Annotated in this window: 22 protein-coding genes and 1 tRNA gene; 8 read left to right on the forward strand and 15 right to left on the reverse strand. The window is 54.0% G+C overall.

Translation table 11 applies throughout. The features are described 5' to 3' along the window. The first annotated feature begins 50 nt into the window (after positions 1–50). A complete protein-coding gene (locus ABJ205_RS00880; RefSeq protein ID WP_348159597.1) occupies positions 51–1,574 on the forward strand; it encodes a GMC family oxidoreductase N-terminal domain-containing protein in 1,524 nt (507 codons plus the stop codon). A 205-nt stretch (positions 1,575–1,779) separates the two neighbouring features. Here the strand turns inward: ABJ205_RS00880 and ABJ205_RS00885 are convergent, their stop codons facing one another. Next, complete coding sequence (locus ABJ205_RS00885; protein ID WP_348159560.1) at positions 1,780–2,373, reverse strand: hypothetical protein; 594 nt, start codon at positions 2,371–2,373, stop codon at positions 1,780–1,782. Continuing rightward, complete coding sequence (locus tag ABJ205_RS00890; protein WP_348159562.1) at positions 2,366–3,328, reverse strand: sterol desaturase family protein; 963 nt, start codon at positions 3,326–3,328, stop codon at positions 2,366–2,368. The genes ABJ205_RS00885 and ABJ205_RS00890 overlap by 8 nt, the downstream gene beginning before the upstream one ends. Before the next feature lie 105 nt (positions 3,329–3,433). Between ABJ205_RS00890 and ABJ205_RS00895 the strand changes: the two genes are divergently transcribed. After that, on the forward strand, positions 3,434–4,306 hold the full coding sequence (locus tag ABJ205_RS00895) for a LysR family transcriptional regulator (RefSeq protein WP_348159564.1): 873 nt from the start codon (positions 3,434–3,436) through the stop codon (positions 4,304–4,306). 174 nt (positions 4,307–4,480) lie between these two features. Here ABJ205_RS00895 and ABJ205_RS00900 read toward each other — a convergent pair whose 3' ends face one another. From ABJ205_RS00900 to ABJ205_RS00925, 6 genes are all read right to left on the reverse strand, one after another. Beyond that, a complete protein-coding gene (locus ABJ205_RS00900; RefSeq protein WP_348159565.1) occupies positions 4,481–5,158 on the reverse strand; it encodes a phytanoyl-CoA dioxygenase family protein in 678 nt (225 codons plus the stop codon). A gap of 173 nt (positions 5,159–5,331) precedes the next feature. Further along, entirely contained in the window at positions 5,332–6,735 is a 1,404-nt protein-coding gene (locus ABJ205_RS00905) for a trehalose-6-phosphate synthase (RefSeq protein ID WP_348159598.1), read from the reverse strand. Further along, positions 6,732–8,582 (reverse strand): glycoside hydrolase family 15 protein, encoded by a 1,851-nt coding sequence (locus tag ABJ205_RS00910; protein WP_348159567.1) that lies wholly within the window; start codon positions 8,580–8,582, stop codon positions 6,732–6,734. The genes ABJ205_RS00905 and ABJ205_RS00910 overlap by 4 nt, the downstream gene beginning before the upstream one ends. Positions 8,583–8,595: 13 nt before the next feature. Next, positions 8,596–9,339, reverse strand: coding sequence for a trehalose-phosphatase (gene otsB, locus ABJ205_RS00915; protein WP_348159568.1), 744 nt, complete (start codon positions 9,337–9,339; stop codon positions 8,596–8,598). Between the two features lie 72 nt (positions 9,340–9,411). Then, entirely contained in the window at positions 9,412–9,681 is a 270-nt protein-coding gene (locus ABJ205_RS00920) for a hypothetical protein (protein ID WP_348159570.1), read from the reverse strand. Positions 9,682–10,656: 975 nt separating this feature from the next. After that, a tRNA-Ser gene (locus tag ABJ205_RS00925) sits at positions 10,657–10,747 on the reverse strand. A gap of 359 nt (positions 10,748–11,106) precedes the next feature. Here ABJ205_RS00925 and ABJ205_RS00930 point away from each other — a divergent pair. From ABJ205_RS00930 to ABJ205_RS00950, 5 genes are all read left to right on the forward strand, one after another. After that, complete coding sequence (locus ABJ205_RS00930) at positions 11,107–11,976, forward strand: DUF1134 domain-containing protein (RefSeq protein WP_348159572.1); 870 nt, start codon at positions 11,107–11,109, stop codon at positions 11,974–11,976. Between the two features lie 81 nt (positions 11,977–12,057). Then, a complete protein-coding gene (locus tag ABJ205_RS00935) occupies positions 12,058–13,245 on the forward strand; it encodes an aromatic amino acid transaminase (RefSeq protein WP_348159574.1) in 1,188 nt (395 codons plus the stop codon). 317 nt (positions 13,246–13,562) lie between these two features. Continuing rightward, positions 13,563–14,489 (forward strand): hypothetical protein, encoded by a 927-nt coding sequence (locus ABJ205_RS00940; protein ID WP_348159576.1) that lies wholly within the window; start codon positions 13,563–13,565, stop codon positions 14,487–14,489. 395 nt (positions 14,490–14,884) lie between these two features. Continuing rightward, positions 14,885–15,883 (forward strand): OmpA family protein, encoded by a 999-nt coding sequence (locus ABJ205_RS00945; protein ID WP_348159578.1) that lies wholly within the window; start codon positions 14,885–14,887, stop codon positions 15,881–15,883. Between the two features lie 184 nt (positions 15,884–16,067). Continuing rightward, entirely contained in the window at positions 16,068–19,181 is a 3,114-nt protein-coding gene (locus ABJ205_RS00950; protein WP_348509973.1) for a hypothetical protein, read from the forward strand. A 77-nt stretch (positions 19,182–19,258) separates the two neighbouring features. On the opposite strand, the gene ABJ205_RS00955 is transcribed toward ABJ205_RS00950, so the two are convergent. The 7 genes from ABJ205_RS00955 to ABJ205_RS00985 form a co-directional block, all read right to left on the reverse strand. Further along, complete coding sequence (locus ABJ205_RS00955) at positions 19,259–19,882, reverse strand: riboflavin synthase (protein ID WP_348159240.1); 624 nt, start codon at positions 19,880–19,882, stop codon at positions 19,259–19,261. A gap of 29 nt (positions 19,883–19,911) precedes the next feature. Continuing rightward, positions 19,912–20,859, reverse strand: a complete 948-nt coding sequence (gene ribD, locus ABJ205_RS00960) for a bifunctional diaminohydroxyphosphoribosylaminopyrimidine deaminase/5-amino-6-(5-phosphoribosylamino)uracil reductase RibD (RefSeq protein WP_348159238.1) — start codon at positions 20,857–20,859, stop codon at positions 19,912–19,914. A gap of 29 nt (positions 20,860–20,888) precedes the next feature. After that, the gene (locus ABJ205_RS00965) at positions 20,889–21,329 is read right to left on the reverse strand and encodes a hypothetical protein (protein ID WP_348159237.1); all 441 of its coding nucleotides are present in this window, start codon (positions 21,327–21,329) and stop codon (positions 20,889–20,891) included. Between the two features lie 128 nt (positions 21,330–21,457). Beyond that, positions 21,458–22,036: a DUF4402 domain-containing protein gene (locus tag ABJ205_RS00970; RefSeq protein ID WP_348159235.1), complete on the reverse strand. Its 579-nt coding sequence runs from the start codon at positions 22,034–22,036 to the stop codon at positions 21,458–21,460. Between the two features lie 227 nt (positions 22,037–22,263). After that, positions 22,264–23,001 carry a YgjP-like metallopeptidase domain-containing protein gene (locus tag ABJ205_RS00975; RefSeq protein WP_348159233.1) on the reverse strand — a complete coding sequence of 246 codons (738 nt, stop codon included), beginning with the start codon at positions 22,999–23,001 and terminating at the stop codon, positions 22,264–22,266. Beyond that, on the reverse strand, positions 22,998–23,474 hold the full coding sequence (locus ABJ205_RS00980; protein ID WP_348159231.1) for a YcgN family cysteine cluster protein: 477 nt from the start codon (positions 23,472–23,474) through the stop codon (positions 22,998–23,000). The genes ABJ205_RS00975 and ABJ205_RS00980 overlap by 4 nt, the downstream gene beginning before the upstream one ends. Further along, complete coding sequence (locus ABJ205_RS00985) at positions 23,462–24,088, reverse strand: SCO family protein (RefSeq protein WP_348159229.1); 627 nt, start codon at positions 24,086–24,088, stop codon at positions 23,462–23,464. The genes ABJ205_RS00980 and ABJ205_RS00985 overlap by 13 nt, the downstream gene beginning before the upstream one ends. 131 nt (positions 24,089–24,219) lie before the next feature. Here ABJ205_RS00985 and ABJ205_RS00990 point away from each other — a divergent pair, with 131 nt between their 5' ends. Next, positions 24,220–24,828 (forward strand): ankyrin repeat domain-containing protein, encoded by a 609-nt coding sequence (locus tag ABJ205_RS00990; RefSeq protein ID WP_348159227.1) that lies wholly within the window; start codon positions 24,220–24,222, stop codon positions 24,826–24,828. Positions 24,829–24,840 lie beyond the last annotated feature (12 nt).

Genomic DNA, 24,840 nt, shown 5'->3' on the forward strand with positions numbered 1-24,840 from the left:
ATTTCGTTATCATTGGCGGCGGGAGTGCTGGATGCGTTCTGGCGAACCGATTGAGCGAAAACCCACGACATTCGGTATTGTTGCTTGAGGCAGGTCCAGCCAATCGAAGTCCCTTGTATGAAATTCCATTGCTTGGTCCAGCGCTTGGGGTCGGAAATTCCAAGTTGGATTGGCAATACCAGACGCAAGAAGATGCCAGTCGAAACGGGCTGACGCAAGATTGGCCGCGTGGCAAGATGTTGGGCGGGTCCAGTCGCCTGAATGGAATGGTATATGTTCGCGGAGCGGCGGCCGACTTTGACCGTTGGGCCGAAGGGGGATGCAGCGGATGGTGTTGGCAGGAGGTAGAACCCTATTTCCGAAGGATCGAACGGATTTCGGCGGCGGATGGTGTTCATGGGACAGACGGCACGATGGCGTTACGCCGACTGTCGCATCCACATCCATTGAGCCGAACCTTCATCGACGCGCAAAATGCAATCGGAGGCCAACACAATGCTGATTACAATAGTGGTACTCAGGAGGGTGCCTCCATCCTTGTCTCTAGCAATGATGGGCACTGGAGATCGTCTGGCGTTTCCAGTTATCTGCGCCCGGCGCGCAGGCGGTCCAATCTAGAAATTCAAACCGGCGCATTGGTGTCCCGGCTGATCGTTGATGGATTTCGCGCTGTGGGAGTGGAGTATCTCCATCGCGGAGAACTGAAGCAGGCAAGGGCCCGCCAAGAGAGCATTCTAAGCGCCGGAGCAATTGAGTCGCCAGCAATCCTAATGCGATCGGGTATCGGCCCAGCGGACCATCTTAAAGATGTTGGCGTGCCAGTATTGTTGGACAGGCCAAACATTGGTGCGAACCTGCACGAACACCCGGCTTTACAAATTGTTGCGCGGTCGAAGACAAAAACGATCAGCACCCAAAACAAGCCCTGGCACATGCCGCGCCATCTCTACAACTGGTGGGTGCGCCGCGGCGGCCTGCTGAGCGCCGCATCTTATGAAGCAATTTCCTTTGTCCGGTCCGACATCAAAGAAAAATTCCCAGACGCACAATTGCATTTCGCACCATACGGTTTGGAGCGAACCGAGACCGGCCTAAAACCATTGCCAATAGATAGTTTCATGATTCAAGTGAATATCAACTATCCCAAAAGCCGGGGGAGGGTGCGTTTACAGAGCAGCGCCGCGCAATTGCAGCCGCTTCTCTTTACTCAAATGTTCTCAGATAGCGATGATCTGAGGCGGTTAACCGCGGCCTCGCGATTGGCAATAAAGCTGTTTGAGTCCGATGCATTTTTGGATCACTTCGACGGCTTTCTGCTTCCGGACAATCTCTCAAACGACGCTGACGCCATGACCGATGTTATCCGACAGCATGCTGTCCCGGCCTATCATCCAGCCGGCACCTGCCAGATGGGAAATTCGGAAGACGCAGTGGTCGACCCCAACTTGCGGCTTAATGGTCTGGACAGGGTGCGCGTGGTGGATGCCTCAGTATTTCCAACACCAATCAGCGGGAATATTCAAGCTGCTGTCTTGATGATTGCTGAGAAAGCTTCGGATGCGATACTAAGTTAGTTCAGATAATGGCTGGTCTTGCATCAAAGCGATCTGAACAACCTCCAGCCACCACCTGTACAATTTGAATAGAAGAGTTGAACGACCGCATTGCCGAAGTTCACTGACAAGAGCAGACAGTCAGCTATCGGCCCACTTCAAGTCAGTTTTCAATGACCGAAACTGGGGGTGGAAGCGGACGTTCGAGATACCCGATGACTGACCGCTAGCCAGCGTTCTTTGCCCTGGAGAACGCAAATTGGAGGCAAACTAGCCATACTGCCACCAAGGCATGGAACAGATGCCAACTTAGGCCTGCTCCAAGTAACGGTGACTGGCGAACCGCCAATATGTTGATCAGGAAGATTCCAACCAGCAGCGCCCTGCCTATTCTTTGGAATGGCCCAATGACGGGAATAAGAGCAGCGGAACCGATGGCTATCGCGAGCCAGAGCAAAAACAGTGGCAATGTAGCGACTGGCACGATTATGGCTGCGAGTGCTCCAACCAAGACCGTACCATACACCCATCTCTCCAGACCTCGGCGGTCAAGGACTCCGTGCAAGGCCAGTTGCGCAGCAATTAACGACATCGCAATTGCGCCGCCAGTTTGTGAAAATGCTCCGTGAATGCCAGCCAATGCGTCGATCTGTCCCATGCCAAAGCGAAATGCTCCGATGGCTGCGATCAATCCGAACAGCAGGGACCCTGTCGCTGCCAACCACAATCCTGCCTTGCCAAATCTAACGCCGCAGGTAATCGCCGCGACTACGATCAACAATTCCGACAGAGCGAAATGCGGGCCGGGTACATCAAGCATACGTGCTTCTTGTTGCGGCAGGCCCGGGCGTGGCATTCGCGCGCTCAGCAATGGCTTCTTTCGCGAAGTACTCCGCCTTGATTTGCTCCGACGATTGCCGCGAGCCATCATGGCACCAGCCAGGAGGTGCAAGGAGATAAAGGAACCGCTGACCCAGAGTGATCCGGCGTTGGGAGATGTCTTTCGCAATGCCCCAATATTCGTGGAAAACGATCACAAATGGATTGAGCGTTTCAAGGTTCTTCACCAGCCCGTAATCGACTTTGTCCTCATCTTCTTCGGCCACGAATGTCCCAAACATCTTGTCCCAGATGATCAGTGTGCCAGCATAGTTGGCATCAAGGTAACGCGGGTTGCGTCCGTGATGGACGCGGTGATGTGATGGTGTGTTGAAGATCGCCTCAAACCAGCGGGGTAGTTTGTTCACTAGCTCCGTATGAAGGAAGAACTGATAGGTTGGATTGATAACGCCGCAGAACAGTACGATCACAGGGTCGAACCCGATCAGAACCAGCGGCAGTTTGAACATCATCGTTCCGGTAAAATGCTTGGTCCATCCCTGCCGCAGGGCGACGGAGAAATTATACTGAGTGCTAGAGTGGTGTGCCACATGCATTGCCCACACCCAGCGACACCGATGCGCGATCCGGTGGTGCCAGTAATAACGCAGATCATCGAGAACAAAGCACACAACCAGCGCGCCGATCGACAACGGAATGGCATAGAATTGAAACTGCTGGACCCAAAATAGTGCTACGACTGATATGAACGCAGTTGCGCCATTGGTGACTGCGCTGACCAGACCCATGCCCATCGAGACGGTGTTATCTTTCCAGTCGCCAGCGCCGCGCTCGTGAAAGAAGTGATTGAAGATCGATTCACCAAAGATACTCGCGAAATAGATCGGAATGACGATCAGCGCGATGTTGGAATTGACGATATTTTCGAGTGTCATTGACCACCCTCCCAAGGTTCAATTGCGGCGATGGATCAGTGGTAGACCAATGATGAATTGAGCAAAATTGAATAATACACCAAAATTTGTTACTAAATGGAATAAATGGATGATCTACGACTCTTGAGGCATTTTGAGGCTGTCTATCGACTGTTGAGTTTCTCGGCCGCGGCGGACGAATTGGGTCTTACGCATTCGGCGCTGACCAAGAGCATCAAACAGATCGAGCATGGCTGGGATGTCCAGTTGTTCCACCGGACAACGCGGACGGTTGTTGCAACCGAAGCGGGCAAAAAACTATACCCCATGGCGGTCGAACTGCTGGGTTTTGCCAAAAATGTCCGCACTTCGGTCCAGAGCGGCGAACATATTCTCAACATTGTCAGCGGCCCGGCGATTCTCGAAAACATGATCCCGCTGGCAATCGAAAAGTTTGCGCGTCGCTTTCCAAACACACGGATCAATGTCGAAACTATGCCGCCGCATCTTGCGGTAGAGGAATTGGTCCAACGCCGGATACATCTAGTGTTGTATCATGAGGCCACTCTGCGTGGCGTCGCGCACTTCAACCGACTTCGCGTTCGCAACGTCTGTGATGAACCCTATTGGATGTTGTTCCGACAAGGGCATCCAGTGAGGCAAGCAGGCGACAGTCTTGAGGACATACTCGGCTTCGATTGGGCGATTGCTGGATTTGATGATTTGTTTGAGAACAACTTGTCCGATGATGTCCAAGCGCTGTTGCAAGCGCATGACTTCCCCAAATATCGCTTGCTCAGCCAAGCCGCGTGCATTGATCTGGCCAGATGTTCAGACATTGTCACAGCGATCCCAAAAACAGCAGCATGTCCGCTGATTGAGCGAGGCGAGATCGATGGTTTACCACATCCTGGTGGGTTCAATTTTTCGGTGAGCGCCGCGGTGCTTTATGATGCGGGAGTAGAACCCACAGTTGAGCACTTCGTCGATTGCCTTTGATGCATGGCGCATATCGGGTCAAAGCGGGCATTCGTTTAGGCTTGCGTCAACGTCCGCAAATGGGTCGTTTCCAGACAATCCGCTTTTAGCTGAAAAGCTCGGATAGCTGCCAGTCCACTTTCAGGCATCGGAGCGGGATCAATCTAAGTCTGATTATGGGGTGGGCAGCGGACGTTAGACCCCTAACCACTCTAGCCCGCCGGAAAGGGGCTCTGCGACAAAATCAACTTGGAGCACCCGTCTGCTACTTGGTTTCTCGGCTGCATCCGAAGAGTGAAGTATTGGCGTTGCGTAAAGCCATATATCCCCCGCTTCGGCCAAGCAGGTTCTTGTGATGCATTCCTTTGCAACCGCATTGACTTCGCCAACAGGTATCAGGCCCCGAGTATGAGAGCCGGAAGCGATAAGCAGCGGAGCGTTGGAAGCAGGCACATCGTCAAGATGTGCACGTAGGGTGACCATTCGCTCCAGTAACTCGAATCGAGGAGCGACGTGGTGCATGCCACCCTTGACTGTCCATGGACCGAAGCCATGCACCTGCCGCTTTTCCTTAACGCAGATTGTTCGGTCCTGATGCCATGCAAGAGACCAATTGGTTTCTGAAGACTTGTTGAAGAGGATTGCTCGAACCGGCTTCGATTGCTCACCCAAAACCGATGCAGCTACGGCTCCAATACACCCGTCGCTCGCTAGCAAGGGGTAAAGCGCGCCTATGTTGCGTATGCGAGTGCCAGCTTCGTCAAGTGGTAGTCCCACAAGCGCCGCCTCTAGTTTTGCCTTGCACGGTATCAACGCGCCTTTGAAAAGCTGTGCACCATCAATGGCAAAATCAAAATTCGACCGATCATTCATCTCGGTTATGTAGCCACTGTTTTGGTTACTGAGCAACGTCCGCAATTGGGTCGTTAGCAGTAGGTCGGCTTTCAGTGTCTAAGTCGATGTAGCTGCCATTCATCAAGCGAGATCAACCGATGGTATTCTAAGAGGCTTTTTTGAGACGGAAAGCGGACGTTCAAAGTGGCTGATCATTCACCTGCAAGATCGCTACAAAACTCTGCAGTCCACGCTTGTACATTGTCTTCACGGATGGTGGTTATCATCGCTTCATAGCGTGATTTTCGTTCTGCCAATGGCATGTCGAGCGCGGCCAGAATAGCATGGCTCAAATCATCCGGGCTGTGCGGATTGACCATCACAGCGCCTTTCTCATCGCAGCTCAATTGTTGGGCTGCGCCTGCAAAGCGCGAAAGGATAAGAACGCCAGGATCCTCTGGGTCTTGGGCGGCGACATATTCTTTTGCAACCAAGTTCATCCCGTCACGCAAAGGTGTGACCAATCCGATTTTGGCGGCATTGAAAAAACCGTAAAGCTCGGCATGTTCATACCCACGGTTCACATAACGGATCGGGACGAGATCCACCTCCGAACGGGCTCCGTTGATTTGTCCGGTTTTCTGTTCGAGCACCTCACGAATATGCTGGTAGCTTTCCACATCCTCGCGGCTGGGCGGGGCGACCTGTATATAGACAAGGTCGCGCACGCGCTCTGGGTGTTGATCAAAGAAACGACCAATCCCGTCGATCCGTTCAGGCAGGCCTTTGGAATAATCCAGCCGGTCGACCCCGATCATCGCAGCACGATTGCGGATCGAGTCCGTCAGTCTTTCAGCCGCTTTGTGGGCTGTTTCGGTTTTGCCTTGCGCTTGGAAGTGGTCCCAATCGATGCCGATCGGATAGGCTTTTGCGCGAACTGTGCGTCCTTCAAAGCTGACAACGCCTGTGTCTTCATCGACCTGGGCGCCCAATTCCTTGCGGCAGTAATGGAGAAAACTCTCCAGCCATTCATTGTTCTGGAAACCCACCAAATCATAATCAAGCATGGTCCGCACCAACCGTTCATGAAACGGCAGTGAAACGAACAGCCGTGTCGGCGGCCATGGAATATGCAGAAAGAACCCAATGCGGTTTTTAAGGCCTCGCGCTCGCAGGCGCTCGCCCAAGGGAAGCAGATGATAATCATGCACCCATACGAGGTCTTCTTCTTCAATCAACGGCTGAACACATTCAGCAAAGCGTTCATTGACCCGCTCATACCCTTTCCCGGTTTCTCGCTCATATTCGGTGAGGTCTAGGCGGTAGTGGAACAACGGCCAAAGCGTGGAATTGGCATAGCCATTGTAATATTCATCAACATCCCGAGCGGACAGATCAATTGTTGCAGTGGTGACGCCGTCTGCCCGTTGCATATTGATATTGCCGGTGCTCTCACCTGTTTCTGCCTCGCTTTCTTGACCTGACCACCCGAACCAGAGGCCTTTGTGTTTTTTGAGAGCAGAATTGAGCGCACCGGCGAGCCCGCCTTGCGCGCCAGCCGCTCCGCGTGCCTTGGGCACAGCGACACGGTTCGAGATGACAACTAAGCGTCCTATCGTACTTCACTCCATGATTTTGACAGCAAGCCGGCGCAATTGATTACGCCTACCAAAGAGTATGTTTGTGGGAAATTTCCCCACAGCTCATCCGTCTTATAATCGAGATCTTCGCTCAGCATGCCCGACTGTGTTCGGTGGCTTAACATCGTTTCAAACAGAGTGCGTGCTTCATCGTCGCGGCCCGCCAAATGGAGCGCCTCAATCAACCAAAAGGTGCAGACATTGAACGCGGTTTCTGGGGCGCCAAAATCATCCTCCTTGGCATAACGCAGCATATGATCGCCGCGCCGCAACTCTTTCTCAATCGCGGCAAAGGTCGATTGAAAGCGCGGATTGTCCGGCGATAGGAACCGCAATTCGACCATTTGCAGCAGGCTCGCATCGAGATAATCGCTTTCAAAGCTGGCACCGTAATGCCCTTCATCCCCACCTTCGCCTGTTGAGACCCAGGCCTCAGCCTCGATTTTGGCGCAAACTTTGTCGGCGCGCACCCGCCAGAGCTTCGCCCGTTCAGCCTTACCGATATGTTCTGCAACATTTGCAAGCCGATCACATGCGGCCCATGACATGACGGCGGAATAGGTGTGCACTTCTTCGCGGGTTCGAAATTCCCACAGACCTGCATCGGGCTGATCATGCATAGCCCAAGCCATTTCGCCAACTTGCTCAAGGCTTTCAAAATCGCCTTCATCGGCCATGCGCAGCATCCGGCTGTCAAAGAACCCTTGTACGGTCGGCAAAACGATCTGCCCATAACAATCATGCTGGATTTGCTTGTAGGCTGCATTGCCGCGCCGCACCGGCCCCATGCCGCGATATCCAGCAAGATGCGCCGCCGTCACCTCGTTCAATTCGCTTTCGCCCATCACGGAATAGAGCGGCTGAATTTGGCCACCCTTCGCCCCGTCGACAATGTTACGCAGATAGGCGAGATATTTCTCCAGCACGTCCAGCGCACCGAGCCGGTTGAGCGCCTGCACGGTGTAATAGCTGTCGCGGATCCAACAGAAACGGTAATCCCAATTGCGCTCAGAATGCGCGGCTTCTGGAATGCTGGTGGTGAGGGCGGCCACGATCGCACCGGTTTCTTCGTGCTGGCACAATTTCAGCGCAATCGCGCAGCGGATGACCTCGTCTTGCCATTCGAGCGGAATGTGAAGCCCGCGCGTCCAATGCTTCCAATATTTGGCGGTTTGCGCCTCCATACGGCGCACTTCTGAACGGACATTGCCGACAAATGGTTCATCTGGGCCAAGGAAGAAATGCTGGTCACTTTCAAGCCGAAAAGACCGGCCTTCCAGAATGTAGCCTACCGGTGCGTCTGTGCTGAGACGCATAGTCTGCGCGCCCATGACATAGCGGATATGGTTGGTGCCGTGATTGGTTTCCGCGAGTTGGGCGCCATAGTTTTGTTTGGGCCGCAAATTGGTTTTGAGACGCGGAGTGCCCGCTACGGGTCGCACAATGCGCGTATATGCAACAGGGCGGTACATCCTGCCGGAACGCTCAAAACGCGGGCAAAAATCATAGATCTCTGCGGCCGATCCATCGTCTGCTTCCAGCCGAGTGATCAGGATCGCGGTGTTGCGTTCATATCGTTGGGTAGAGCTGGTTTGGCCTTCCAATTCAAAGCGCCAAACACCCGCATTTTGGGCATCACCGTTCAAAAGCGCACAAAAAACCGGATCGCCATCCACGCGCGGAACACAGCCCCACACCAATCCGGCGGCCTTATCGATTAAGCCGCTGATTTGACAGTTTCCAATCGGCCATAACTCCAAGTTTGGAATGTTCGGCTCTGGGTTTTGAGTGTTTTTAGAGTTCGTATCGAGAGTGCGCGTCATTCCATATCCAGCTTTAGATGCCCAACCATTGGCGGACAGCTGTTACATCTGCGAACGCATGGCCCGCGCGAGTTTCCTCTCTCTCACCAACAAGAATGCCCCCGCCGCCCCTATCTTGGCAAGCCCTAAAACCATCTTCGTCGGTAATATCATCGCCAATGAACCAAGGCACCGAACCTGCAAACAAGCGATCATCCATGAATGCGTTTACAGCAGCGCCCTTATTGGCGCCGCTTTCGACCAGTTCCACAACGCATTTGCCGGTCTTCACCGCCAAGCCGTGTTTGTCGGAAAGCGTAGATGCAAAATCATGCGCCACGCGCTCTTTTTCAGGCTGGTTGCGAAAATGCAGCGCAGCACCATGCGACTTTTCTTCCAAGTCGAGACCTTCTTTTTGAGCAAAGCCGCTGAGGGATGCGCGCGCCTCAGCGCTTATTCCCTGAGGCGCTTGGCCCAGCGCTTGTCCCGATGCCAGCCGGCAATCCGCCCCGTGCGAGCCGGCAACAGCCACACCCAATTGCCCCAGATGCTTTTCCAAATCCGTGATTGAGCGCCCGCTAACCAGCGCTAGTCGCCCATCCAATGCTTGTGAAAGCGCGCGGAGTTTGGTCGGCATATTGCGAGGTACGGAAATCGCGTCCGGCGTCGCGGCCAATTCCACCAAAGTGCCGTCGAAATCGAGGAAGAGGGCCACCGGCCCATCGCGCATTAATGCCGATAATTGAGGCGGTTCAGGGAGCCTAGACATTTCATCCATATTTCTGCGCATATAGCCATTGCTGTGAGGGTCAACTTGCGTCCGCAAAATGGTGGAAAGCGGGCGTTCGACCTAGCGGCAAAACGCAATGGTTTCACTAGTTGCGAAAGGCGGCTGCGACACCGAGGCGAACCAATCGACGCGAAAGTTGGGAAGGCTGCGCAAGTGATCCATTAACAGCTTCCAGCCCGAAAGTTCCTCATGGAAACTCCAGACCTTGTCGGCAATCGCCACATCACAACAGATCAAATCAGTTGTCACTTCATCGCGCTTGTAAAAGGTGACTTTGTCGATCTCCGTCAGCGGAAGTTGCTCAATAACGTCTTTTGTATTTCTGTCCATTGGACCACTGTGCCTTCGTTCTGCAACGGCCGCAATTGGGTCGTTAGCGGAATGTCCGTTCTCAGTCGTAAACGATGCAATGCTGACTTTCTTGCATAATGGTGGATGCAAACACGCCTGATGTTTGTGATTGATTGATCGGCGTTACGATTTTAGCGAGCAGAGCTCGATTTAGCTGAGAGGGTACACGGGAGAAGCGCAGCTACCTCTCCCTGCCGAGCTAACGTAGTGCGGCGAGACAAGATGACCCAAGCGCATGCGCGGGTACATATTGCGATCTACAGAATCGTAAAGGCGAGCGCGCCACTATCTTTGTCGTCACTATCAGCTGTCTGATCTGAAAAATGGTGAGGGATAAAAATAGCAGTGCTTACCCAACACAATCATCTTATCGCCTATGAAACATACGTCATCGAAACCACTGGGAGGGACAATTGTGGCGTCGCACTCTAGCCTCTGATTCCAAACCCTTATTTCATGATCCCTTTTCCAGCTAACGTAGCCGGACTCCCAGCTTACTAATCCATCGACTGATCCATCATGAGCTTTCCTAGCTTCATATTTTAGTCGCACCTCAGAGCCAACTTCCCAATGCCTCAAAGATCCGTCAACGCCTCTACTAACGGCTCCACACCCTGCCCAAGCAACACTCCAGACCTTGCCGTTATGCAATCCATTGAGGGCATTTCCTTTGATCTGGTTACCGGTAGAAGACCAGAAGCGAATATCTCCATTCCAGTACCAAGTGACATATCCAAGGGAGGATCGCGCAAAATCAGAGCGGCTTTCACCGTCTTGCAGGTAGCGCTTCGGCCATCGCTTACGAAAATACCAAACGCCGTTTTTCCGCTTTGTAAGCCCGCTTGGTTTTCCCACTTCGCCCATGCCCGTGTGTTACAGGTTTGTGTTACAGTTGGCAATTTCAAGCAATTGTAATTGCTCAAAACATCAGAAAATCAGGGAAAATTTGAAAAATGGCGGAGACGGAGGGATTCGAACCCTCGATACCCGTAGTAGGTATGGTTCCTTAGCAGGGAACTGGTTTCAGCCACTCACCCACGTCTCCGCTGACGCATTGCGCGTATTGGCTTTAGGCGGCGGGCTATAGTCGCAGCATTCAAGGGCGGCAAGAGGTCAATGTGCATGATTTGCCATTTGACCGCCGATTAGATCACGTAATCCCCTTGGGAGCGGCCTCAATACGCATTCAGCGGGAGTATAACATGCCAGCATCATCCTCGATTCATCGCGTTTCCGATTCGCTTGACCGATCAGCATTTGCCGCAATTGCCCTTAAGGACTCTGCTTATGCTTGGGACCATATGTCCAGCGTCCAAAACGCAGGTCAGATAGAAGGTATTGAAGATGCTTGGATCCATTTTTGCTAAAGCCAGGCCGCAAGGCAGTGTCTGCGCGAAGTTTGTAATGAGCGCATGCGCAGCAGTTTTGGTCGGGGTGTCTGTTCCTGCGCACGCGCAAGAGATGGAAACATTTGATCCAAACGCTGTCTTTGACACAGCCACGCCAAGTGATGTTCAAGGCTCTCTGCAAGCAGAAGCCGATAATGTCGCTGCTGAGGTTGGCGTGGTCGATGCCGATGTAGTGGGTTCTGCATACAGGACGGCGCCGTCGCTTGATTCTAGCGCCGAACCAACTGCACAACCCGGTTTTACCGATGAGGTCAATGATTGGGGCGACGCGGTTCAGACCGATAATTGGGGCACGGATGTGCCTGTGGCTGCCGTGCAGCCGGTTCCGCAATGGGACAATCCATCACCAGACCCCGTGGTCACGAATGCTTCTGACGAAGCTGCGACCTATGGCCAAGACGACCTTATCGGCGCGGCGGAAGGAGTTTTTGGAAAAGGTGCGAAAGGCCTTGCCGGTTTAATTGAAGACCTCTTGCGTAAGCAGGGTGAACCGAACGGCTATATTGTGGGGCGCGAGGCAGGCGGCGCATTCATCTTCGGTGCGCGATACGGTTCCGGCACATTGCATCACAGGGTTGAGGGTGAGCGCAAGGTCTATTGGACAGGACCCTCACTCGGCCTTGATGCCGGGGCAAATGCTGGAAACACATTTGTGCTTGTCTACAATCTGTTCGACAGTGAGGACATCTTTAAACGATATCCTGCGGGCGAAGGCCAAGCCTACCTCGTGGGCGGCATGCATGCGAGTTATATGCGGCGCGGCGACGTGGTACTCATCCCGATCAGGGTTGGTGCGGGGCTAAGGCTGGGCGTAAACGCGGGATATATGCGCTTTTCAAAGAAGCACCGCTGGCTGCCATTTTAAGAGGCTATTGAAGGGCACCTTTAGGCATGCATAGCGCAAAGGTGGTTGCAGCTTTGTAGCGGTTGCTTATGAGGCTTGCCCATGCTCGATAGACTCAAAGAACAAGCCCCCGACGCGCTGCTTGCGCTTATTAAACTTTACGCCGCTGACGCAAGGCTGGATAAGGTTGACCTTGGCGTTGGTGTTTATCGCACTGGCCAAGGCGACACGCCGGTTTTTGGTGCGATCAAAGGCGCTGAGCAGAGGCTTGTCGATAATCAGGATAGCAAATCCTATCTTGGGCCAGAAGGTGACATGGGTTTTGTCCATGCCTTGATGCCTTACATCTTCGGATCGGATGCCACGATGGGCGGCCGGCTCGAAGGGATGCAAACACCTGGGGGGACGGGCGCGGTTCGCCTTGCCATCGCTTTGGCCAAGCAAATGGGCATTACCAAACTGCATATGGGCGCGCCCAGCTGGCCCAACCACGCGCAGATTATCAGGGATGTTGCACTCGAATGGGAACCGTTCGATCATGCCAATCCCGATGGCACTGCAAATGCTGATGCAGTTCTTGCTGCGATTAACGGCGCTGGGCCAGGAGAGGCGGTTTTGATCCATGGGTGCTGCCACAACCCGACCGGCATTGATTACTCTCCTGAAGACTGGGAAGCGATTGGCGATGCCTTAGTTGCAAGCGGCACGTTCCCGATCATCGACACTGCTTATCAAGGGCTGGGTTTTGGCATGGAAGAGGATGCGCGCGGACTGCGCAGTGTCCTAGCCAAAGTGCCTGAGGCATTTATCGCCTATTCGTGCGACAAGAACTTTGGATTATATCGTGACCGGGTCGGCGCGTTCTACATACTTGCAAATGGGGGCAGCGAAGGTTCCACCACCCTCGGTAAAGCATTTTCAAATGCAAACGCGTTGGCACGTGCGAGCTGGTCGATGCCGCCTGATCACGGTGCAGCCGCCGTTCGCGTTATCCTTCGTGATCCGGAATTGACGCAAGAATGGCTCGACGAGCTCGAGCAGATGCGCGCCCGAATGCGGCAGGTTCGCGATTACCTTGGTGATGCAGGTCAAGCTGGGGGCGTTGATCTCACGCCTTTGGCAAAACAGAACGGCCTTTTCTCAACTCTTCCGGTGAGCAAGGAGCAAGTGGTTCAGCTGCGCGAAGAGCACGGGATTTATATGGCTGGATCAGGCCGGATCAATATTGCTGGCCTTACCATGGACAATATCGACAAATTTATCGGTGCGATTGCCGATGTAACGGGCTGATCCAAAGGGGGTGATCGGTTTTTAGCCGTGCTGACTCTCTTGTGTGACAACCTCCAGTCAATGGATTCTGACCTCAGTGAATGGTTTTGGCACCAGTGAATGGTTTCGGGCGACGCCGGTGTTCGGATTTCAAACATCCTCGACCTGTCCGCTCGCGAAGCGATTGCTAACAACCATTTGCGTATTTACCTCTCGTACGTGGTTCGAACTAGAACCCAATTGGAGGCAATTTACCTCCATAACTTAGGGATTATCCTGATGCGCGATAGCCCTTGCCCTGACAGCTTCGGAGAGACCAAAAGGAAAGGGTTTCTCTCATGCATCGCCACACTATCGCCGTCATTTCAGCAGTGGCACTTCTTACCCCTGCGACCGTTTTTGCTCAGGCCGACGTCACGATCAGCCAGACCGGGCTCGATCACTCTGTATCCATCTTTCAAGTAGAGGATGTTCTGAACTCGATCACAATTACTCAGGCGGGGAGCGAGCAGAACGCACAAGTTCGCCAAACTTTGCCGGGCGGCAATAACAATACTGTTATTAGCCAAGGGGTGACAGGTGGCATTGGTCTAAACTCAACCGAGATACGTCAGACCGGCTCTGACAATATTGTGGGCGTCACCCAGAATAGCACGACCAACATCGCTCTTGTGACACAAGATGGCGGGGGCAATGTCCTGTCTATCGATCAAGGCTTCGCCAATGGGGCAGGGGCCGATGGAGTTGGGAACAACACTTTGATCCGTATGGACGGTGATAACAACACAGCGACCATTCGCCAGAACTTCGACACCATTGGTGGAAGCAACGATGTCGATATTCTTCAGGTCAACGACAACAATGAAGCGACCGTCGATCAAGAAGATTCGAGCAATGTCGTCTTTATCGTCCAGGGTGACCTTGGTGGTACAGGAACAAATGTTGCGACCGCATCTCAAACCGGATCAGGGAATTTGATCGCCATCGGTCAAAATGGGTCCGGTAACGAAGCTATCGCCACCCAAACCGGTAACAACAATTCACTGTTCATCGATCAAGGTTTCAACAATGGGACCGGCCTTGGCGGTGATGGCAACTATGCTGAAGGTGTGCAGAGCGGCAACAACAACAGTCTGACAATCAACCAGAACGCGACAACCTCTGGATCCGGCAACCGCGCGATTATTAACCAGATTGGCGACGGATTTGAGCTGACTATCGATCAAGAGGGCAGCGGCATGATCAATGAGATCACACAGATCTAAGCCAATTCAACCGGATCGGGTTAGGAGCGGATGGGGTGCGGAGCGGAAGCTGCGCGCCCCATTTCATGATTCTGCCATGCAATGGCAAGCTTGTAGAAATGACATCCACTACGCCAATCCGCTCACCGCAAGGCTGCCACTGAACATCCGCGCATTGCACCAGATCGTGATCTTTGTTCATCTGACGGAAAGGTTTGCGCCAGCATTTCGAAATTCTTGCAGGTTTGCAATGGGCGTAAGTTATACAAATAGGACTGCGAATTAACCGTTTTTTGAATGGGGGGAAGGCAAGTCAGCCGTGGATTGAAGAAGCTGCTAAATGGGTTACAGGATAGACTGTGTCCCGCAGCGACATCTTAATTTGGTTGGCGGCCATGCTTGAAGGAGCAAAATTGATGAATTTGACCCCAAAGAAAACTCCCGGGAAAAGCTCAAGAGCCATTCTGATGGCAGCCGCTTTTTCTCTGCCTCTGACTGCGGCCGCGCTTGCAACCGGAGCGTCGGCGCAAGATGTACAACCTGTTCCGGCCGCGAATGGTCCAGCAGAAGTTCTGACAACAGTGACCGCGCCTTTGCCTGGTGCGCTTGGTGAACTGGCTGTTGGCCCGGAGGTCGAGGGCTTTATCTCTGGCCGCCGCGGTGACCGCGTTGAAGTGACTACATCTGATGGTGCAGCCGTCATGTTGGCAGTTACGCCTGAAACACGCATCCTGGCTCGTGGCGGATTTCTGGGGCTTGGTAGCAAGGACCTTGCTGCAGACGCGCTGCTTGATGGGCTGCCTGTGAAAGTCACAACTCGTGAATGGAAAGGCGGTCTGGCCGCTGAACGCATCCGTTTCTCGGGCAGTGACTACGAAACGGCTTTGATGATTGCACAGGGCACGAACGGCCGCTTTGTTCGTAACGAGGCGCTGATTGGCCAAAATGCAGAAGGCGTCGAAGCCAACGCCGCCGCGGCTGAACAATTGCGCGGGCGCTTTGGCGATATCGACCAATATAACGTCAAGTCGACCACAAATGTCTATTTCGGCTCAGGCCGATCGAGCCTCTCGGCAGAAGCGCGCGGTGAGCTATGCAATGCAGCCGCTCAAGCCAACGAGATCGACAATGCTCTATTGCTTGTAGTCGGGTACACCGATTCCACCGGCAGTCAGGAGGTGAACCAGCGCCTGTCTGAAAAACGTGCTGGCAATGTGGTGAACTTCCTTCAGCAGCAGTGCGGTTGGGCACCATACAGGATGCTAACCCCGACAGGCATGTCGGAATCAAACCCAGTGGCTGACAACACTACCGCACAAGGCAAAGCGCAAAACCGCCGCGTTGCGGTCAATATACTCGTATCGAAAAGCGTCGATGGATATCAGAGCGACGCCGGGCGGACCGCTCGCCGCTAACGTGCAATCCGACTGATTATTTGAACAAGGGCGGGCCGCGCAGTCGTGGGTCGCCCTTTTCATTTTGGGACTGAAAACGACAAAATCCGGCTAGGTGACTAAGTGCACTTGCATATGGTTTACAATCTGTTAACCCTCCCGCCTGAAAACGCCCGTTGGGCGTGGGTTAGAGGGGGATTCCCAGATGAGAAATACCGCATTGCTCGGCGTGAGCATCCTTGCATTGTCTGTCGCGGCGCCTGCTGTTGGGCAGAGCCAAAGCGCAGTTACACAATCCGGCAATAGCAGCACGGTTAGTGTGACGCAGACAGGTCCTGATGGCGGAAACGATTCAACAATCGATCAAAGCGCCGACAACAGCAATGTGACAGTCTCTCAAGAAGGCTTTGATATTGGTGTGGTCGATGGCCTCACAAACACCAGCACGGTAACGCAATCAGGCGATACGCAAGATGTGCAGTCCGCCCAGGTGGGCGATGATAACGTTTCTTCCGTCGTGCAGGGCGGTATTGCGATGGAAGTTCTGCTGACGCAGGGCGGCGTCAACAACTCATCGACGATCAATCAGTCGGACACGGACAATTTCGCTGATGTGTTCCAAGACGGAGATGACAACATCTCTAACATCGTCCAGTCGAATGAAGATGGCACAATCGATATCGACCAAACCGGTGATCGCAATACCAGTGCGATCACGCAGGAAACCCGGATTGATAACGACACCGTCCTTAGCCAGTCGGGCGACGACAACACCTCAACCGTGTTCCAGCGCGCGTCGAATGGCACGGCGGTCATTACGCAGTCAGGTGACTCCAACACCTCGCTCTTGGTTCAAGGCGATCTTTCCGACGACCAAGAGGCAGTCATCGTTCAGAGCGGTGACGGCAACACTTCCGATGTCCAGCAAGGCCTCGACGCCGCTGGTCCTCTCGATAACGACAATGTGGTGACCGTCACGCAAATCGGCGATGACAACGACGCGTTGGTCCGTCAGATCAGCGAAGAGAATGTTGCAACCATCCTGCAGTCAGGTGACCGCAACGAGGCCCGTGTTGAAAGTCAGGGTGACGGGCTGTCGAGCGGTACGAACCAAGAAAACACCGCAACGATCACGCAAAGCGGCGATGACAGCTTTGCAAGCGTCGACCAGCCGGGCGAAGATGGTGTGTCGACTACAACGCAATTGGGCGCATTCGACAGCTCAACCGTCTCACAAGATGGTTCAGCCAACACTGCGACTGTCACCCAAGAAGGATTCGACCTCGATGGCAGTCTGGCTGCAAACAGCAGCACCGTTCTGCAACCTGGCAGCGACAACACCGCGTCAGTCAATCAAGTTGGCGACAACAACAGCTCTTTCGTGGCGCAAAGTGGTTTGCTCAGCACTGCGACGCTTGTCACAGGCGGCGTTGGTAACTCGTCTGGCATCACGCAAAGCGGCACCGATGTGACCGCGACCGTGAGCCAAGACGGTGATTCGAACTCTTCAACTATCACACAGGCCGATAGCCTGAGCGACGTGGCCGTCACGCAAAACGGTGACGAAGACACCTCGATCGTTGCGCAAACAGGCACCGATCAGCAGGCGGTTGTCCTTCAAGCTGGCCTGAATAGCCGCAGCGAAGTGACACAAAACAATGACAGCAACTTTGCCGATGTAAACCAAAGCGGTGTTGGGAACACATCGTTCATCACGCAAAACGGCAATGATGGCGAAGTTGATCTTGACCAGACCGGTGAAGACAACTTCTCAAACGCCATTCAGGCTGGCGCAGAGCAAGATGCGATCATCCTGCAAACTGGCGATGATAACAGCTCGATCATCAACCAACTCGACAATGCTGGCACGGGCACGGGCGTTGGCAATGCGACGGTTACGCAGTCAGGCTCTGACAACACCTCAGAGGTTGTTCAGTTCTCTAACCAGAATGTCGCCAACATTGTTCAAAGCGCCGATGAGAACACGTCCTTCGTGACTCAAACCGGCGTCGATGTGGAGGCCGATGTCGATCAGATTGGTTTGGCTTCATCTTCAACCATCACTCAAGGTGGTTCAGGCAACATTGCCACTGTCCTTCAAGAAGGGATTGATCTGCTCTCACCCAACCTCTTCACGAACGAAAGCACCATCGCACAAACTGGCACGGGTCAGGATGCAACGGTCACACAGGTTGGTGACGAGAACAGTTCAACCGTGGTTCAGAACAACGCTGACAATTTGGCAACTGTTGTCACCGGCGGATTTGGCAACGGCTCAGCCGTCACCCAAGACGGCACTCTTGGTAATGTCGACATCAACCAAGACGGCGACGACAACAACTCGGTGGTTGTGCAGACCGGTGCCTCCAGCGAAGGGACAGTCCTTGTCAATCAGGCCAGCGATGACAGCACTTCGATCGTTACCCAAGCTGGTACATTGAACTTTGCTGATATCAATCAGACAGGGACAAACCAGACATCGACAGTCTTCACCAGCTCGACCGACCCGGTCTTTAACGCCCCGGGCGGTGTGGAAGTCACACAGGGTGGTGCTGACAATGTGTCCAACATCAATCAGACGGGTCAGGTGTCTGGTCCTCTCGGCAGTGGCTTTGGTAACTTCCTTAACAATGGCAGCACTCTAACCTCGCCAGCGGCGCAGGTCACTCAGAATGGTACGGGCAACTCCTTCAACGCTAACCAAACCGGCTTCTCAAACCTCGCAACCACCGTTCAGACCGGTGATAACAACTCAGAGGTGTTGTTCCAGGATGGTACGCACACATTGTCGACCACGGATGTGATCGGAGATTTGAACAACGTCGCCGTTACCCAATCGTCAAATGTGGTGAGCGGGGCGGGAGACCTCATTTCGAGTCAGGTGAATATCACCGGTAACAGCAATGCGGTCACGGTGCTCCAAAATGGACTTGTGAACGGCTTTAATGACGGCTCTAGTGCGCTTTCTGATATCGATCAGACCGGGGATGGCAACACGGCCAATGTCACTCAATCGGGCACTGATGATCGCGTATTTGTGACCCAAATTGGTGCTGGAAATACATCCATTTCAAATCAGCTTGTCGGCGGTGTATCGAACGAGGGTGACATCAACCAAAGCGGTGATGATGGCATCTCGACCCTGACGCAAAGCGGCACTGATCAGTTTGCTGAACTGTTCCAAACGGGTGATCTGAACGAAAGCACGATCATTCAGGCCGGTGCGACAAACACCGCCACAGTGACACAGGCAAGCAACGGCAATGTCTCTACCGTCAATCAAAACGGTACAGGCAACTCGGTCACTGTTACTCAGTAAGCCCTGCGGCAAACCAAACAAAAAGGGCGGGAAAGCACATCGCTTTCCCGCCCTTTTTGTATCTGGGTGACTGGGCTCTAACCTTGTGCGGCGAGCCCTTGCATCCGCTTCAAATACCGCGCCAGCACGTCGATCTCTAGGTTGACCTGATCGGCTGACTTAAGCTCTCCCAAGGTGGTCACTTCGGCGGTGTGCGGGATGATGTTGAGCATAAAGTGGCACGTTCCATCGGCTTGGTCATGGACCTCATTCACGGTCAGAGAGACGCCGTTGACCGTGATCGAGCCTTTGCCAGCGATGAAAGGGGCCATTTCCTGAGGCGCGCGGATGATCAGCTTCCAACTGTCCCCCGTGACTTCGCCCGTGACGACTTCGCCAACGCAATCCACATGGCCTGTGACGATATGCCCGCCAAGTTCATCGCCAAGTCGCAGGGACGGCTCCAAATTGAGCTTTGCGTTCTCTTCCCACATGCCCGCATGGGTGCGGCTGACGGTTTCGCCCGAGACATCGACATCGAACCAGGCATTGCCTGTCTCACCTCCGCGCGCGACCACTGTCAGGCACACGCCAGAACAGGCAATCGATGCGCCAATGTCGATGCGAGCCGGGTCGAGTGGCGCATTGATCCGCAGGCGCAGGTCGCCGCGCTGATCTGCTTTGGCGACTGTGCCAATGGCGGTGACAATACCAGTAAACATCTTCGGACTTTCCCTTTTATCGGGTCGAATTATCGAACACGCACATAAGCGGTGAAGGTGTCGATGCCAAGCTTACGAGTTTCGCTAAGCTGCCAGCGATCATGTGCGGCGGCCAAATGCTCCAACCCGATATCTCCAAGCGCGCTTTGCCCCTGTCCAATAAGGATTGGCGCACGGTAAAGGTGCAGCTCATCAACCAGGTCTTGAGCCAGGAAACTTGCTGCGGCCTGCGCACCGCCCTCGACATAGAGGGATTGTACACCGTTCAATCGTGCAATCTGTGCCGGTTCATTGATGACGCGAACGCCGTCTGGCGCAATGCCTCGGGTCAGCAGCACGCGTTCGGGTGAGCGATCCCTTAATCCCGGCAAGCGAACATCAAGGCGCGGTTTGTCTGCGCGCCAAGTCCCGCCGCCTACTAGGATTGCATCTTGCCGCGCACGCTGCGCATGGACATGGGCCCGTGCGGCCTCACCTGTAATCCACTGGCTTGATCCATCTGCTAAGGCGATGTTCCCATCGAGGCTCATCGCCAGTTTGAGTGTCACGTATGGGCGAGCCTGAGTTTCTCTTGTGAGATAACCCTTAAGAGAATTGCGTGAGGCGTCATCTTCCAAAACCGTCACCTTGATACCGGCTTTCTCGATCCGCCTCGCCCCGATACCTTTGGTGCGCTTGTCCGGATCCCATTGGCCAATGACCACCCGGTCAGGTTTAGCTGCGACCACGAGATCACTGCATGCTGGACCGCGGTCAGATTTATGCGCGCAAGGCTCCAATGTAACGAATAATGCTGTGCCGGCGGCACCGCCGTTGGCAAAGCCGTCTAAGGCTTGCGCTTCTGCATGGGGCCGGCCGCTGGGCTGGGTGATCCCGCGGGAGATAACGCGCCCCTCTTTGACGAGTATAGCGGCGACCCCGGGGTTAGGGCAGCAATGCGGATAGGCTCTAGCGGAAAGCCGCGCGGTCGCCGCCATCCAATCGGCATCGCTCGGGCCTGAGGCGCTTATGGTGCTGGGCTTTCGGATTCGAAGCCAGCACCGCCTTCGCTGCCCTGTTCCCCAGAACGTACCCCAGAGCCTGCACCTTGATCGACTGGCCCAAACGCCGCTTCTCTCTCGGCCCGTTCGGCAGCTTCTTCTGCTACTCGAGCTTCGCGTGCGCGCCGATCGATTTCCTCAACGTCCATGCCAGCAGCTGCGCCCAGAGCTTTATAGAGTTCGCGCTTGCGATCGGCCAAGGCCTCTTCATGTGCCTCCCGAAGGTCGTTGATCTCCTGATTTGCTTCGTTCGAAGCCACAATCTCTGCGTCGGTCCGGTTAGGATCAAAGGTCGTGATATAGGTGATGGTTGGACGTTCGGGATCTTTGTAAAGTGTTTCGCCCGTAAGCCACCATAAGATCAACCCAAAGGGGACCATAGAGGCCAGCAATATCGGAAGACGCAAAGGGTTCGGCTTCCGGAATTCACTCCAGAAATCGGCGAACCCTGGGGCCGGATTGAATCGAGAATTGGCAAGACGGCTGCGCATAGGCCTATGGATATAGGGCTTGTCTTAGTGCTGCGCCAGTGGGCTTAAGGATACTCAACGCTAATCGGGACGCGTCCACGTAAATTGCCTGCTGCTTGCTGGTCCGCTGCGAGTATCAATGTGCCCGAAAAGCTAAACTCCAATTGTCCAAAACTGTCGAGCGTCGTGAAGGTATCTACATTGGATACGAAATCTCGGATGATCGCGTTACCGCCTTGGTTGTCACGCATACTGACTTCGCTGGGTAGGCTGATCATCACTTGTTCAAATGGTGCGCCGGTAATCATCGCGCGGCCAGTAAAAGGCATTCCGCCAAGATCATCGACATCTCCGACGAGGGTTTTCTCGCCAGTGCTAAGGTCAAGAATTATCTGACCTTCGCCATCGCCCAAAAGCACGACACGGCCAAAATCAATATCGCTTTCGATCGAAATGGCAAGGCGTTCGCAATTGGGTCTGCCGTTCCCGTTACCATTGCCGTTATTGCCATTATTGCCGTTCCCGTTCCCGTTCCCGTTCCCATTCCCGTTGTTGTTGCCGTTACCATTGCCTCGGCAACCAGGAGGCAAATCGCAGTTTGGACAGTTGCCTTGCGCGAAGACAGGCAAGGTCAACGCGGACACGCTTAGGGCCGCCAAAACCATTAGCGGCGCGAAAAGACGCGTGGCTTTTCTTAAATCCCGGATGAAGCCTGTCCAAAACATGACTGCATTCTAATTTTACAAGGTTAACGAACCACTACGTATAAAGATGTAGGGCCTGACCCGAAACTGGCGGCGAGACTATTTGAGGCCAGAGAGGCCCGAATGGGCTTGGCCAGCATTGGAATAGCAAAAAGCCGAAGCTCGCCTCAGCCGAAGCTTGAATAAAGCCCGCGTCCATTGGTCTTCAGCCAGCGATCAGCTTCTTTAATATCGCCCTCGTAGATGCTGCCCAGTAGCGCATGAAAAGCGGGGCTGTGATCAAAATGCACTAGGTGTGCGACCTCATGTGCGGCCACAGACTGCCTTACGCTATCGGGAGCCTGCACAAGACGCCAGTTAAGGCGAATACGCTTTGAGCCTGACGCTCCGCCGTCCGAACAACTGCCCCACCGTTTTTGTGCCCGCGACAATCCCACAGGCACAAGGTCAAGCTCTGCGACTTTGGTGTAATGGGCCACATCCCTTTCAAACAGAGCGAGCGCCTCTTTCTCAAGCCAGCGTTTGATGCGACCTTCAAGCCCAGGCTTAGGCCCCCCTACCGCTATAGTGTTTGCGCAAAGAGCTGGCTTCCTCGCATGTGCTTCATTCCAATCAATCCGCAATTGGGAACCGCGAAACTGGATCGTGGCTCCATCGCCAACTTCGATCTTGCGGGGCACCTTGGCGTGTTGTTGTGCCAGCCATTCTTGGCGCGAATTGGCAAAGGCGACCGCTTCGGTTGAACGGGCCCATTGCGGCAAGGTGATGCGAATTTCGCTTCCATCAGGGGCGAGCCGCAAGGTCAGGCGTTTGGCTGTGCGATGCCGTTTTAGGATGATTGGCACCATCACCTCGTTGAGTTCAATTTCGGGTTCAAGATGGGAGCGTTTGAGCCAGTCGATCATGTCTCATCTGCTTCAAAAAGTGCTCCGCTTGCGCGAGCGTCCCAATCGACGATGTGATGTTCTAATGGTCCTGCATCGGTTTCACTGATCACTCGACCGGCGACAGAAATCCCTGCGCGCGCGGCGTCCTCTCGATTCCCGGTCAGCAGATAATGCCAATCAGGCAGTGACTTTCCTTCGGCCCGCACCCGGTAAGCGCAGGTTGAAGGCAGCCAAGGCACGTCTTCGACAATCGACAGTGTCAAGCGCATGCAATCTGGTACGAATGCCTTACGGTTCCTGTAATCGCTGCATTGTGCGGTCGAACAGTCGAGTAATTTGCAAGCGACATTGGTGTCCTCGATTTCGCCTGTATCGGCGTCTTCGATTTTATGAAGACAACAGCGGCCGCAACCATCGCAAAGCGCTTCCCATTCGGCGCGGCTAAGCTCTGCTAGTGGCAGCTCCCAAAACCTGTCTCTTAGCTCACCCATTTTGCCAATTCCTGAGCCACTGCGTCGGCGTTTTTGTCGGCGGGCAAGGTCGCAAGAGGTTCGCCGCTAGGCCCGAACAGATACACTATACGCGAGTGGTCCATGAGGTAGCCACCCCCTTCGCTTTCTTCGCCTTTTGCATAGAATACACGGAACTTTGACGCGGCGTCGGCAATTTGTTCCGGCGTTCCCGTGAGGCCCATAAGGTCATCCGAAAATGCGCTGGCAAATTCACCTACGACTTTGGGCGTATCGCGCTCTGGATCGATGGTTATGAAAATCGGCTGGACCCGGCTTGCAAGCTCAGGCTCGAACTCTGCAAATGCGGCAAGCCCTTGGGCGGTCCGTTGCATGTCCGTTGGACAGACGTCTGGGCAATAGGCGAAGCCAAAATAGACAATTCGATATTGGCCTTCAAAATCGCTCCATCGCACGGTTTCGCCGTTCTTGTCGGTTAACTCAAAGTCACCGCCAATGTCCGCGCCAGCGAGTGGAGGTTCTGGCGCTGGGGCGCTGCCGGCGCTGCAAGCAGACAAAGTCAAGGCAGCCGACGCAAAAAGGCCGAAGCAGGCATGTTTTACAAAAGAACGAAGGGTATTGGCTTGAATGTTCATGGTCTGCTAATTGCTCATCGGTGACATGGGGAAGAACGTAACTATCTATCTCCCATCAACCGTTTATCTGACAGGAAAATCGAAAGGTTCAAGGCGTGGGTTTCTCTGTTTTATGCAAATTAGGATCAAAAATGCGGATTGCTATGGTTTTGCTTGTCAGCCTTTTCGCTGTGAGCGCGATGCAACCTGCTTTTGCTCAGGGTCAGTCGGATGGCTATAAGTTCCTCCAAGCGGTAGGGGACCGCGACGGGGATGTTGTCACTGAAATGTTGAGTGAACCCGGAACACAGATCGTGAATACCCGTGATATCACAACGGGTGAAACTGGAATCCATATTGTCACGCTGCGCCGCGATACGCTTTGGATTCGCTTCCTTCTTGGGAAGGGGGGCAATCCGAACGTGCGCGATAGTAAAGGCGTTACCCCGCTTCAAATTGCCGTTAGACTGAACTTTGTCGAGGGCGTTGAAGAACTGATTAAAGGCGGCGCGGATGTCGACATCGCCGACAGCCAAGGTGAAACCCCGCTTATGACCGCAGTGCATCAACGCAATGTGACGCTTGTGCGCCAATTGCTGGAAGATGGCGCGGATCCGGACGTGAACGACAACACTGGACGTTCCGCGCGCGATCACATGCTGCGGTTGAGCTCCAACTCGCTCTTGCTTCGTGAATTCGAAGACGCTGATAAGAAACGCGGCGGTCAGGACAAGCCGAAGCAATACGGCCCTTCATTCTAGGAATTGCCACCG

The organism is Erythrobacter sp., from assembly GCF_039988855.1.
Lineage (GTDB): Bacteria > Pseudomonadota > Alphaproteobacteria > Sphingomonadales > Sphingomonadaceae > Erythrobacter.